At 37.7% G+C, this 13,132-nt stretch carries 10 protein-coding genes; 5 read left to right on the top strand and 5 right to left on the bottom strand.

The annotated features are described in order from the left end of the window. Window positions 1-25: 25 nt before the first annotated feature. The gene (locus H7A25_23845) at window positions 26-1,729 is read right to left on the bottom strand and encodes a hypothetical protein (protein ID MCP5502955.1); all 1,704 of its coding nucleotides are present in this window, start codon (window positions 1,727-1,729) and stop codon (window positions 26-28) included. 81 nt (window positions 1,730-1,810) lie between these two features. Between H7A25_23845 and topA the strand changes: the two genes are divergently transcribed. Beyond that, the gene (gene topA / locus H7A25_23840) at window positions 1,811-3,667 is read left to right on the top strand and encodes a type I DNA topoisomerase (GenBank protein MCP5502954.1); all 1,857 of its coding nucleotides are present in this window, start codon (window positions 1,811-1,813) and stop codon (window positions 3,665-3,667) included. Here the strand turns inward: topA and H7A25_23835 are convergent, their stop codons facing one another. Then, complete coding sequence (locus tag H7A25_23835; GenBank protein MCP5502953.1) at window positions 3,668-3,811, bottom strand: hypothetical protein; 144 nt, start codon at window positions 3,809-3,811, stop codon at window positions 3,668-3,670. A 142-nt stretch (window positions 3,812-3,953) separates the two neighbouring features. On the opposite strand from H7A25_23835, the gene H7A25_23830 reads away from it, so the two are divergent. Together H7A25_23830 and H7A25_23825 are read left to right on the top strand one after the other, a co-directional pair. Continuing rightward, a complete protein-coding gene (locus tag H7A25_23830) occupies window positions 3,954-5,708 on the top strand; it encodes an LptF/LptG family permease (GenBank protein ID MCP5502952.1) in 1,755 nt (584 codons plus the stop codon). A gap of 82 nt (window positions 5,709-5,790) precedes the next feature. Beyond that, window positions 5,791-6,633, top strand: a complete 843-nt coding sequence (locus tag H7A25_23825; GenBank protein MCP5502951.1) for a hypothetical protein — start codon at window positions 5,791-5,793, stop codon at window positions 6,631-6,633. A gap of 25 nt (window positions 6,634-6,658) precedes the next feature. Here H7A25_23825 and H7A25_23820 read toward each other — a convergent pair whose 3' ends face one another. Further along, the gene (locus H7A25_23820) at window positions 6,659-7,465 is read right to left on the bottom strand and encodes a hypothetical protein (GenBank protein ID MCP5502950.1); all 807 of its coding nucleotides are present in this window, start codon (window positions 7,463-7,465) and stop codon (window positions 6,659-6,661) included. A gap of 210 nt (window positions 7,466-7,675) precedes the next feature. Between H7A25_23820 and H7A25_23815 the strand changes: the two genes are divergently transcribed. Then, window positions 7,676-11,632, top strand: a complete 3,957-nt coding sequence (locus H7A25_23815) for an Ig-like domain-containing protein (GenBank protein MCP5502949.1) — start codon at window positions 7,676-7,678, stop codon at window positions 11,630-11,632. A 64-nt stretch (window positions 11,633-11,696) separates the two neighbouring features. Here H7A25_23815 and H7A25_23810 read toward each other — a convergent pair whose 3' ends face one another. Together H7A25_23810 and H7A25_23805 are read right to left on the bottom strand one after the other, a co-directional pair. After that, entirely contained in the window at window positions 11,697-12,104 is a 408-nt protein-coding gene (locus tag H7A25_23810) for a YeeE/YedE family protein (protein MCP5502948.1), read from the bottom strand. Then, on the bottom strand, window positions 12,101-12,598 hold the full coding sequence (locus tag H7A25_23805; protein MCP5502947.1) for a YeeE/YedE family protein: 498 nt from the start codon (window positions 12,596-12,598) through the stop codon (window positions 12,101-12,103). The genes H7A25_23810 and H7A25_23805 overlap by 4 nt, the downstream gene beginning before the upstream one ends. 100 nt (window positions 12,599-12,698) lie before the next feature. Between H7A25_23805 and H7A25_23800 the strand changes: the two genes are divergently transcribed. After that, window positions 12,699-13,118 (top strand): OsmC family protein, encoded by a 420-nt coding sequence (locus H7A25_23800; GenBank protein ID MCP5502946.1) that lies wholly within the window; start codon window positions 12,699-12,701, stop codon window positions 13,116-13,118. The last annotated feature ends 14 nt before the right edge of the window (window positions 13,119-13,132 follow it).

The raw sequence follows: 13,132 nt of genomic DNA, 5'->3' as shown, positions 1-13,132 counted from the left end.
AGAAAACCAGTGTTTGTTCGTTTACTTAGGACTTACCTGCATGTTTGGTTCGGTTTTCTTCGGTTAAAAACTTTTCCCTTCCACGAACCAGTTCATGTAATTTGTTTGCATGGATTTCAAGAGTATGAGATAGTTCTTTTAATTTGGATGAAATATGCAGGGTTTCTTCGCCCATTTCTGTTTTCTTTTCATTTCTGGTTTTCCATTCTTCCATGGCACCCTTTTGACCTTTGGCAAGAGAAGCAATGTTTTCGGAAATGTCAGTTACATTTCCAATTTCATTTTTAATCTTAAAGTTTGCTTTTTCCTGTTCGGTAATCTTTTGTTGTAAACTACGAATGAAGCTTTCATTCTCGGAAGTGATTTCCCCTACCAGAACTAATTTATCAAATGTAGATTGAATCATCTTTGAGGCATTCTCAATATTTTTTACCGTTGCATTGATAATCGAGCTAATCTCTCTTGAAGAACCAAGACTCTGGTCAGCGAGTTTTTGGACTTCATAGGCTACGACAGAAAATCCTCTTCCGTGTTCTCCGGCTCTTGCTGCTTCAATAGAAGCATTCAGAGAAAGAAGATTTGTTCTATCTGAAATTTCATTGATAGTATTGGAAATATTGATTATCTTTTCAGATTGAGATTTCATCTCGTTAACAACTTGAACCGTTTTTTCTAAGAAATTTTTACTTTCCATTGTGCTACTCCAGGCTTTTTCGGCTTTTTTTAGGGCTTCAAAACTATTCTTTTGTATATCCTGAATAGAAGCTACCGAGTTTTCAACTCTATGGAGTATATTTGTGATAAGCTGTAACTGGGCAGAGGTAATTTCGGTTACTTCTTTTCCATCTTTATGAATTTTAAAAACTTCTACTTCATCCTGCTTGAGGTATTCCTCCTGTTCCAACACATTCATCTGTAGGGAGGCTGTGCTTTGTTCGAGGTTTAGTACCATAGCCCGAAGAGTTCCGGAAATATCTTCAACTTTTTCAAATATATCTTCCATTAATTGATTATTATGGTTGGCTCTGGATTCTGATTCAGAAAGCTTTCCCAGGTAACTTCGAGTATCGTTGGCCAGAATGGAAATAATATACGATCCAAAAAGCAGAAAGATAATTTTTGCAAATTCAGTAGGAAAACGAAGAGTATTATGAGTGAAAAACTCTTTAAAGCTGTTACTAAAATGCATATGTCCGCTTGCCAGGGATAAAGAAAGAAGAGTTATATAAAGTATGGCAGATAGTATCCCTGTGAAAAGGGAAAACTTTTTATCAAGTCTAAGTCCGGCAAGGATAATAAATAAGAAAAAAGCATCAAAAGAGGCCGGCTCTTTAATGGCAGTTCCCCAGCCCAGGAAGGGATCAAAGCTAAATCCGAATTTTGCAAAAAAAACTACCAGTAAATCGAGAGTAGTTGTAACATAACGTATCCAATTCCTGTAGGATATTTTGTTTAAAACGATATGCCAGGTAATTGTGTTTATTAAATATACGATAGCAGTTACGAAAAGCGAAGTGTATACAGCTTTTTGACTTCCGTTTTTATAGGCCGAAAAAGCTGTCACGAGAAAAATACCGCAAAAGAAGTAACGAATCTTATTAATTTTTCTCTCCATATTCATGGAGCGTTCTTCGTAATTTTTTCGAAAGATTTTTTCTGACTCTCTAACTTTAAAACCGGAGGCATGTCTTTCCTTACGGAAAAGCTTCAGGGGAATTTTTTTTTTCATAACTTTAAAAACCTTATTGTAAAGGCTTACAAAATACAAGTTCTTCTTTTCAGTAAGAGGAGATTTTTTATTCTGACCGAAATGAAAAAGCGGGTATTACTGGTAGTAGAATCTCCTTCTAAGGCAAAAACAATCCAATCTTATCTGGGGGAAGACTATCGAGTTTTAGCAACTTACGGTCATACTCAGGATCTTCCCTCCCATGTGATGGGAGTTGATATAAAGAATTCTTTTCATCCTGAATTTGAAATTATTCAGGGGAAGGAAAAGATTTTACGACAACTTCTTAAGGAAGCAAGAATTTCGTCTTCTGTTATTTTGGCTACCGATCCGGATAGGGAAGGAGAAGCTATTGCCTTTCACATAAAGAATTTTTTGCAGGAGAGTGGCGTTGCATTATTCCAGCGAATTACTTTAAAAGAGATCAGTAAGAAAGCATTAAAGAAAGAGTTACAAAATCCTGGAAAGCTAAATTTGGATCTGGTCGAAGCGCAATTAGCGAGAAGAATCATCGATAGACTTATGGGTTATTCAGTAAGTCCTCTGCTCTGGGATATACGTTCAGGTTTATCGGCAGGAAGGGTTCAATCTACTGTATTAAAGTGGATTTGTGATAGACAAAAGGAAATAGAGGAATTTGCTACCGAGGAATACTATGAGGTAAGTGCTGAACTTAGAGAGGGTCTGTTATTTCTATTAGTCGAACCTGTTGATACTTCTTTAAAAACATTACATTTATCTTCTCAGAAACAGGTGGAGGATATTATAAAAGATTTAAACAAATTAGAAAAAAATGAAACAGAAGTAAAATTAAAAGTTGTTGATATCCAATCAGAAAAGAAAACACGGTATCCACCTCCACCTTTTACTACATCTACCCTGCAACAAGAAGCCTATCGCAGGTTAAAATTTCCGGCCAACAAAACTATGTTACTCGCACAGAAACTATATGAAGGAGTTGATATAGCCGGAGAAGGAAGATTGGGTTTTATAACATATATGAGAACGGATTCTGTTCGAATTAGTGAAGAAGCGGCTTTAAAAAGGCGTATTTATATCGAAAAACAATTTGGTAAAGTGTTCATAGGTCTTATGCAAAGAAAATCCAAAAAAGGAAATATTCAGGATGCTCATGAAGCCATCCGTCCGGTAAGCATAAGCCGGGAGCCTAAGAATTATACAAATAAGTTACCTAAAGATTTATTAGATTTATATAAATTAATCTGGGAAAGATTTGTTGTATCAGGGATGGCCGCGGAGCAAAGTGTGGAATATAAATATCTTTCTAAAAGAAAAGATTATTATTTTTTAAATAAGCAAAAGGAAGTTGTTTTTGAGGGTTTCACTGTATTTACAGGAGAAAATAAGAAAAAAGAGAAACCACATCATTTAGAAAAGGGTAAGGAATATGTTGTGGAAAAGTTTTTTTGGGAGAAAAAAAATACTGAGGCCCCAATTCCTTTTACGGAAGCAACAATTATAAGGAAAATGGAATCAAGTGGAGTGGGTCGGCCTTCCACCTATGCTTCGAGTTTAAATGTTTTATTCAAACGTAAGTATATTCGAAAAGAGAAAAATTATCTATTGCCGGAAGAGTTAGGTTTACTTGTAAATACAAGATTATGTGAGAATTTTATAGAATTTATAGATGAAAAGTTTACAGCTTCTATCGAAAAAAAGTTGGATTTAGTTGAAATGAAAAAGCTTGAACGTTTGCAACTGATAAAAGACTTTTATTCATCTCTTCAGAAATGTTTAGTTCAGACAAAAAAAAAGCCATTTACAACAAAAAAGAATAATTTGGAATCAGAACCTGAAAAGAAAAACCTCTGTCCTTTATGTAATAAGGGAGAGATAAAAGTAAAAAACACAGGTCGGGGAAAGAAATATCAACAGTGTTCCCGCTTTCCTCATTGTGAATTTATGGAATATATATAGTTAAGAATTTTCTTCGGATTGTGAAGGTATATTGATAAGGGAAAGAAAATCAATGAATTCAATCACCTGTCTTTGATTTTCCTCCGGCAGCTTTTTTAATTTGTCTATGGCTCTTGTCAGTTCTGAATTAATTTCTTCTTGCATAAAGTAAGACGCTTATCCTCATCTATTACCAGAGCATAAGGATATGGTAAAATTGCAAATCGAAAATTTCAAAAGCTCAGGTTTACAGGGATTGGAATATATTTTGATAGACAAAAAACTTTTCTTGTAAAATCTGAAAGCAATGAGTGGAGTCGATGATAGTAATACAAAAAAAGGAAGCGATCTCAGGACAGTTCGCCTTTCCTCTGTCAGTGATCTTCCTGCCGATTTTAAAGTTCACACGGATGTTCATCGATGGAGTCCTTATAAATGGATTCCGGTATTAAATTTATACATCTTTACTGAAATTATTGGTCCTTTTGTGGTGGCACTTTCTTTTTTCACCATGATCTATATGGCGATGGCTCTCCAGAAGATGGTAGGGCTTATCGTCGGAAAGGGAGTAGATCCCATTCGTCTTTTGGACTACTTTTCTTATGTTGTAATAAATACTCTTCCCAATACGATACCTATGGCCTGCCTGATGAGTGGAATCATGGCTGCCGGTAGGTTATCCGGTGACTCCGAAATAACCGCCATGCGTTCTGCCGGTGTGAGCTTTGGAAAGATTTATTCTAATTTCCTATTTTTTGGGTTTATCATGGCTCTTTTAGTTGCTTATTTAAATTTTGAAGTTGTTCCCCGTAATACTATGAAAATGGATGAGTTTAATAACTGGATTGTAGCCTACAATCCCATGTTGGCCGTGACTCCGGGACAATTTAGTGGAGATAATCACCAGGAGACTTTTCAATCCAGAGCCAGAACTATGTATACAGAAGGTTTAAATCGTGAGACAGGCCAATTACGGGGGGTCCAAATTCGAGAGTGGGAAATTTTTTTAGAAGGAAATGAATATATAAGGCATAATAATCAAATGATTCCCATGGGAGGTTCGAGAATAACCCAGATTATTTCTGCAAAAAAAGGTTATACCATAGAGAAATTAAACTCAAATGGAAAGTATGAAAAATCTATCCGTCTTCAGGAAGGATTTCTTGTGGAATGGGATGAAAAACGAAACGGTTTTTCTATTGTAAATTTTTTAAACGGAGAGATGGATTATAATCTTCCCAGCAAAAGCAATGAAAGCCGTATAATGAATTTGAATGTAAAACCTGAAACCTTTTCTTTTCCTATGCTATTCCATATTCGAAATAGTATTCAGAGTGAGGGTCTGGAAAAAATTCCCGGTCTAGAAATTTTAAAAGAATACGGACTCAGTATTAAGGGCATCAAGGGTCTCAAGGATCTGATTCTCCAGATGAAGCTGGAAATTATCAAGGGTGCAGCTGAAAAAAGTCTCAGCCCGGAAGAGTTATCCAATCGATTTGCTGTCTATACACAACTTACTAAACTATTAAAAGATTCACAAAAAACCATTACCGCTTTCAATATTGAAATAAACCGTCGTGTGGCTATGCCAATTTCCTGTCAAATTTTCTTCTTTCTTTCCTTTCCTCTGGGACTTGTTGTAAAAAGATCCGGAAAAGGAATGAGTTTTACCCTTGCTGTGATTTTTCTGTTTATTTACTATGCACTTTTTATAGCCGGGGAAAATATTTCCTATAATCCCAAAGTTCCGGATTGGATAGGACCCTGGCTGGCCAATATTACCATTGCTATTTTGAGTATTTATATCATGCTCAGTCGAACTGATATAACCCTTAAAGATACCCTTTGGGGAAAAGCCTACCTGGCTTTACTAAAAAAGTTACAACCTGTTTCCCATTTTTTTAGCAAAATATTCTCACCAATTGGGCGAATTTTTACTTTCCTATGGAAATATATCCGACCTGTCTTTTTTCCTCTTATATTTCTTTTTCGCAACCTGTATTTTTACTATTTAAAGCTTCGCCATTTCATCCGGATGTTTTTTCGAAAGGATGAATCCTGAGGACTGAAAGAAAATAATGCTGGAATTATAATAAATTCTTGAAACTATATCCAGTAATTGCAAAACAGGGAAAGAGGTAAGAGTGAAAGTTTCTAACATCTGGCATATTTCCGAAAATAATAGCTTTCCTTTCGAGCTTTGGAGAAATGATAAAGTTGAAATAAGGTTACATGAGTGCAATCATAGTAACTATAAAGATGTTCATTATCCAATAGATGAAATAAACCTTGTTTATTTTGAAATTACACCTGATCAGTGGATACAAAAAAAAACAGAAGTTGTAAATTTCTTTAATTCTCATCCTGCTGTATCCACAACCATCATTATTTCAAGTTCCGAAGAAAATCCTCTGGAAGATGAAAGCATAGGTTACCGCTTTATTGTTCTGGGTTCTCCCTTGCGACCTGTGTTACTCAGAGGCTTGATTGATAGGTGTTTTCTTTTAGAATACTACAGGCAGGTAACCATTGAACTTGCCAATGGAAACCCCGGCTTAGACCAGTTAGAAGGTATATTTGAATTGGCTAAGCGGGAAAATAAGAATTCTGAAGAAACAATACATGCACTGGAGAAACTTTTAAATTATGAGGTAGGTTTAAGGGGTTTTAATCGCAAAATTAGCGATGCAGTAAAAAATTTAAATGACTACCGTGACCACGAAATCATGGAACTTCATAAGCGAATCCAGGCCAATGAGCAATTGGATCGTCTGAGGGAAGCTGAACTAAAAGACGCTTTAACAGATAAAGAAGCTACAGAGAAAGCCCTGCAGTTTTCCCGGCTCGAAGAAATCGAGATGAATAAAATCATCAATGCCCATGAAAAACTTTCCAGATATACTATTGAAGAAATAAAAGCTTTGTATAAAGAAAATATTGAATTAAAGAAACGTCTGGGGATTCCTGTAGAAGAAGAAAACCTGTGACTTCAATCACAGGCGTGGCGAGAAATTAATTACGACTGATTTTCTTTAAAACCCTGTCATACTGACTGGAGTCTTTTCCGTATGCCAGTTCGGTATACCTTAAAAGCTGTTCGTATTTTAAATTTTTATAGTGTTCATAAACAGATTTTTCCTTGTATTTGGCTGCATATTTTTGATTAAATTCATAGCACATGGCCAGCATTTTATGGGGATGAGGTTCTTTTTCATAATCTTCCCCTAATTTCAGATATTTTTCCAGGATTCCGGCTGTTTGCTGATAATTCTTGAGTGCGAATTGATGCTTAATATATTCCCGGTAGATACTGGCTTTCAGATCGAGGTATACATTATTTTTTTCGACACTGGGGTTCTGGATTTTATCCATGGTTTTCATAGCTTTTATCAAACTGGCGATGGCAGCCTTTCGACCCTGAATAATGATTTTTTCCGTTACCCTTTTTTCTTTCTCTTCATCCTCTCTTTTTCGCCATCCACCTTCTTCCGGACGATAGTATTTTTCTTCTTTTTCGAATTCTTCCTGTTTTTTACGAGCTACTTCTCTGGCTTTTTGAAAGCCTGAAAAAGATTCGTTGAAATTCTTAGCAGCATCCTTCAGAAGCTCTTTCGAATACTCTTCGCTGATTTCATCAAAAATCCTTACGTCTTTAAAGGCTTTTTTATCATCAGCTTCTTTGCCCCAGGGACCGCCCTCAGCCTCTTTTGTCCCTGAAATAATAACCTTAACACTGTTTAACTCATCTTCCGGTGCTTCAGAATAGATGGAAACTGATAATAAAACCAATAATAAGTTTAATTTTAGTATAAATTTCATTGAATAATCCTTCGGAGAATCCCCTATTTTTCTTTATGTTATTATTTTAAGGCTGTCAATCAACCATAAAATGCAAAATAGGAAAAATGATGATTTCAAATTTATTCATTTTATTTGGGGCATATTGACCAAGTAAAAAGAAAAAAAAATAAAAAAAATGTTTTATAGAAATTTCCTATAACGTCTTATAGCACAGAAGGTGAAGAAAACATGAAAAGACTCGTTTATATCTCAATAATTCTCATGGTGTTTTCTTCCTGTGTGAAGAAGAAGAAAATTCCCGTTCCTCTATTTTCAGGAATAGCCGGACAGGAAGAAGCTCAAACTTCCTCAGGGGAAGCAAAAGGAAGTGGTAGTACTGCAACAGGTACGGAAAGGAGTTCCGAAGCCCAGCTTGTCAATATAGTGATTGAGCCTGTTGAAGAATCTATTGCTAAAGGTACCAAGTTTAAGTTTAAAGCCACCGGTATTTATAGTGACAATTCAAGAGCTGACTTAAGTTCTCAAGTGACCTGGTCCAGTGATGCTACCGGCATTGCAAATGTAGATGCAAGCGGAATCGCCACAGGTGCTTCAGCGGGTTCATGCAATATTTCTGCAAGCCTGGGAGACCTTTCCGGAAAAGCAAAATTAACCGTTAGTACTGCAACTCTGACTGCTATCCAGGTTTCTCGTTCTGATTCTATTGCTGCGGGAACCTCCGTAGATTATACCGCTGTTGGAGTTTTTTCTGATGGAACCACTCAGGATTTAACCGAATTTGTAGATTGGGGAAGTGCAAATGCTTCAGTAGCCACTGTAAATAATTCTTCGGGTACAAAAGGAACTGTAACCGGTGCCGGTGCAGGAACTACTACTGTAACCGCCAGTTATACTGTAGATGGTAGCACTACTTCAGGTAGTTCCAGTGTCGAAGTTAAAACAGTAACAGTAACCGGAATTACCATTGTTGGTTCTGTAAATGTAGCAAAAGGAAGTATTATCGAGTATAAAGCTATTGCGACTTTCTCGGATGGTTCTACTCAAGATGTAACTTCTCTGGTGAATTGGTCCTCATCGAATGATTCTACTGTTAGCATTGTAAATTCCGGAATTACAAAAGGACAGGCCAGTGCTCTATCAGCAGGTTCAGCCTCTATTTCGGCCAGTTGGAATGGAGTGAATGCTTCAGCCAATTTAACCATCTCTGAAGCCAGCGTAACTTCTCTTATTATTCAGCCTTCTGGATCTTTATCTATTGCAGATGGAACTACTCAGCAATTTAAAGCCATTGCGACTTTCTCAGATGGAACTACCCAGGATGTAACCGACAGGGTAACCTGGACCAGCTCAACCGGTTCTGTTGCTTCTATCAGCAATCAGCTTGGAACTGAAGGTTTAGCTACAGGTTATGCAGTTGGTTCTACTACTATAACAGCTATGCTGGGTTCCAAAACTGCTTCTGCTACTTTGAATGTAAGTGCAGCTACTTTGCAATCTATAGCCATCAGCGGAAATGCAACAGTTGCAAAAGGTGGAAATACCCAGTTAACTGCAACAGGAACTTATTCCGATGGTTCTACTGTTGATATTACAAATCTTGTTACCTGGTCTTCTGACAATACAAATGTAAGTGTTAGTAATGCTTCTTCCGATAGGGGAAAAGCATACGGAGATAATTCAGGAACAAGTAATATTACTGCCAGTCTGGATGGAGTATCAGTCAGTAAGGTGATTACAGTTCCGGTTCCGACTTTGCAAAGTATTAGTATATCCGGAAGTTCTACTATTGCAAAAGGTGGAAGTACCCAGTTAACAGCCATTGGAACCTATTCGGATGGTTCTACAGTGGATTTAACTTCTTCTGTAGCCTGGACTTCTTCTGATACTTCCAAAGCTACTGTGGATGCGGTAACAAAAGGAAAAATAAATGCTGTGGATGCAGGTTCCAGCACAATTACAGCCAGCTTTGGTGGTGTAAGTGGAACTTTGAATATTAATGTTTCTCCTGCTACCTTATCCTCCATTTCTATTGGTAACGATGCTACTATTAATCAGGGTGGAACAAAACAATTTACAGCCATAGGAACTTACTCTGATAATAGCACTGCAGATATTACTTCACTGGTAAGCTGGTCTTCAGCAACAGGTTCAGTAGCAGCCATAACAAGTGATTCTACTTCAGCAGATCACGGTAAAGCTGTTGGTGTAGGAGCCGGAAGTTCTGTAATTACAGCTACTATGGGTTCTGTAAGCGGTTCAGCTACATTGACTGTAAACGCAGTTACACTTAGCTCCATCACTGTTAGTAGCGGTGGAACTATAGCGAAAGATGGAACCAAACAGTTTACAGCTACAGCTACTTACTCAGATGGTTCTACTGCTGATGTTACCTCACAGGTGAGTTGGTCTTCTTCCAATCAGTCTGTTGCCACTATAAGTGATGGTTCTTCGAACAAAGGTCTGGCTACGGGTGTTGCCGGTGGTTCTACTACTATCACGGCTACTATGAATGGAAAAACAGCAAATACAACTCTGAATGTAAATGCTACCGAAACGATTGGTGATTACACTGTAACTATGCCTTCAGGCTTGAATACAGGAAGCACTCCAACAGGTGATTTTACCGGTATCACTTATCAGGGAAATCCGGCTGAAGTATCCGGTTTTATCAGTACTTCAGATGATTCCTCTGTGAGCACCTGTGCACAGTTCGGAACAAAAATCTTGACTGCTATTTCCGGTGATACAAGCTATGTAGCTTCATCAAGTGTTATCTCTTCGAATGTTCCTACAGGAGTGAGCTGTACAGCTACTTATAACCTGGCAGTAACTACAAAAAGTTCTCAAACTGTAACCGAAGTTTCTAACGAGTTTATAAAAATAATCGGAACTTCTATCCCGAATGGTTCTGTAAGTAATTTACCCGTCAGTGGTGCTACTGAAACTGCTGATACATCTTTTCGTGTTGTTATCCAGGCCACTTATAATAGTACAGGAAATGAATTAGTGGGTGTGGGTGTAAGCCGTGCTTCTACTTATTCTTCTAATGAAGGTGTTCTGAATAGTCTTCTGGATGGAACCAACATCAGCACAACAGGAACTACAAGACTGAGTAAAGTAGACAACTTCTCGGGAAGTGCAGATCCTAAAGTTGACTTTGTTTGGGTTGTGGACAACTCCGGTTCTATGAGTCAGGAACAGGCCAGTGTGGTGAATAATTCTGTAACTTTCTTCGACAAACTGGATGGTAAACACCTCGATTTCAGACTCGGAGTGATTACAACAGGTAATAAAACCAGCACAACTGATGGACTTCCTACTTATAACGGTGAAGACCTTCTCGGAACAGGTTGGACTACTTCGTCTGATGGTGCACAGGCCTTCAAAGATAACGTAAATAAAGCCGGTATTAAAGGTAGTGGAACTGAATCCGGAGTTTACTATGCCGTAAAAGCACTGGGTGGATTTGGGGATACTGCAACCGTTTCTCCGAGAACAGGTGCTAAACTTATCTTCGTAATCCTTTCCGATGAAGGAGATCAGTACAGCTCTTATGCAGGCTCTGCTTTTGATACAAGCAGTAACATATTCGTAAGTAACCAGTATAAAGTTTACTCTATTATTGGTATCTATGATGGTTCTGTAACTGTAAGCGGTGCGACTATAGGACAACCGGGTAAATGTGATTCCAATACTTCTGAAAACTCGGTTTATCCTCAGGCTACTGACTCTAATAACTCAACCACAACTTACTTTAACTTAGCTGCAGCAACCGGTGGTTCTTCTTCTACTATATGTGCCACAGATTACTCAGCTATTCTTGACAACATTGCGACTCAAGCTGCTGCGACTTCTTCCAGCTACGTTCTAAGTCAAACTCCTGTTTCCAGCACAATTTCTGTGACTGTGAACGGAGCTACAGTTGCCAATGATGCAAGTAATGGATGGACTTACAATGCCAGCACAAATTCCATCGTGTTTGCCGGAACCGCCTGGCCAGCACAGGGAGCTACTATTGTAGTGACTTATGAATATAATCAATCTACTGCAATGGGATCTCAGTCTGACAATAAGCTTATGGCTTATCTGAAGGCTCATCCGGGACAGGCAGGAATTGCAGGCCTAATGGCTCTTGCAGCTCTTGGCTTACTGACTATCCTGAAACTTCAAAGAAGAAACGCATAAGAAAAATAGAACATACTAAATTTCTAAAACCGGGCTATAAAGGCCCGGTTTTTTTATGTCCAGACTATTCTTTTTGTAAAGCTCCAAAAACATATACACCAGCGAATATTCCGATTACTGTATATATCCCGGATAAGGTTCCAAATCCAATTTGTGCAAGGGCAGGGCCCGGACAGGCTCCGGTTAAAGACCAGCCTAAACCGGCTAACAATCCACCGATGACATGCACCTTTTCCGGTTTTTCTTTTGGAAAAGGAATTTCTTCTTTTGTCAGGAGAGCTTTCCAGCGTATCTTATGTAAGAAATGGGTAAAAACAAAAGAGATTCCAACAGCAGTACCTAAGATACCATATAGGTGAAAGCTTTTAAATAAAAACATATCATAGATTACATTATAATTAGAAACCCCGGATAGAATTAATACATAACCAAATAAGATTCCGGCGAAGAGATAAAAAAGATTCAATATCATAATTTCCCCCTGACTATATATTCTAATATATGGGTCATAATACTCCCGCCGATAACAAAGAAAATACTGGTAACTACACTTGCCTGGGAACCTCTGGATATTCCGGAGATTGAATTTCCCGAAGTGCAGCCTTTTGCCATTCTCGAACCGTATCCCCAGAGAAATCCACCAGTAAGTAAAACAAGAGCTTTTATTACAGGATTATTTCCCCAGATTGTATCGAAAACTCCGAGTGCAAAAGAGGGTTCATAATCGGCATTTATAATAGCTGCAAGAAAACCTCCTATAACAATACCTATAATAAAAAAAGTCCTAAATCCGAATGGACCTCCCATTTCTTTTCTGTGAAAATATGGTTTTTTTGTGAAAATGGAACAAGCACTAACATAACCCCTGGTGACGGCGAGATAATTTCCCCCAATAGACAAAACCAGAATAGCAACTGCTGCAATAGCAGGGCCTCCATACCAGTACGGCCAAAATTTTTCTATCATACATCCTCCGATATAAATTGAGGCTACAATTTTTTTGATCGATTTGTTGCATATTCTTTTCTAAATAAGAAAGTGGAAAAAAACAGGTAGAGGGGTTTATATGGAAATTAACATTCAAAGGAAAAATGATGCAGTCTTATTGGAAGCGACTAATGCCAGCGGGAATTCTATCCAAATAGACGGTGCTGAGAAAATTGGAGGAACCAATGCCGGTCCGAGACCGATGGAACTGGTTCTTATGGGGCTTGGGGGTTGTAGCTCTATGGATGTTTTAAGCATCTTGAAAAAGAAGAGAGTTACTTTAGATGATTTTAAGGTGAATATTCAGGCCGAGAGAAAAGAAAACGAAATTCCTGCTGTCTTTGAGAAAATTCATTTAAATTTCCAATTTAAGGGAGAGAGTATTACTGAAGATTCGGTTAAGCAGGCTGTTGAATTATCGATGAAGAAATACTGTTCGGTAACTAAAATGTTAGAAAAAACGGCTGACATTACTTACTCTATTACCATAGAGAATTAATACAAATTTATTTA

This window comes from Leptospiraceae bacterium, assembly GCA_024233835.1.
Classification (GTDB): Bacteria; Spirochaetota; Leptospiria; order Leptospirales; family Leptospiraceae; genus JACKPC01.
This window is presented reverse-complemented; position numbering and strand designations above follow the sequence as displayed.

Excerpts from the sequence above, each read along its gene's own strand:
- H7A25_23820 (MCP5502950.1), bottom strand. The coding sequence starts at position 7,465 with ATGAAATTTATACTAAAATTAAACTTATTATTGGTTTTATTATCAGTT.
- H7A25_23815 (MCP5502949.1), top strand. The coding sequence starts at position 7,676 with ATGAAAAGACTCGTTTATATCTCAATAATTCTCATGGTGTTTTCTTCC.
- topA (MCP5502954.1), top strand. The coding sequence starts at position 1,811 with ATGAAAAAGCGGGTATTACTGGTAGTAGAATCTCCTTCTAAGGCAAAA.
- H7A25_23805 (MCP5502947.1), bottom strand. The coding sequence starts at position 12,598 with ATGATAGAAAAATTTTGGCCGTACTGGTATGGAGGCCCTGCTATTGCA.
- H7A25_23810 (MCP5502948.1), bottom strand. The coding sequence starts at position 12,104 with ATGATATTGAATCTTTTTTATCTCTTCGCCGGAATCTTATTTGGTTAT.
- H7A25_23830 (MCP5502952.1), top strand. The coding sequence starts at position 3,954 with ATGAGTGGAGTCGATGATAGTAATACAAAAAAAGGAAGCGATCTCAGG.
- H7A25_23835 (MCP5502953.1), bottom strand. The coding sequence starts at position 3,811 with ATGCAAGAAGAAATTAATTCAGAACTGACAAGAGCCATAGACAAATTA.
- H7A25_23845 (MCP5502955.1), bottom strand. The coding sequence starts at position 1,729 with ATGAAAAAAAAAATTCCCCTGAAGCTTTTCCGTAAGGAAAGACATGCC.
- H7A25_23800 (MCP5502946.1), top strand. The coding sequence starts at position 12,699 with ATGGAAATTAACATTCAAAGGAAAAATGATGCAGTCTTATTGGAAGCG.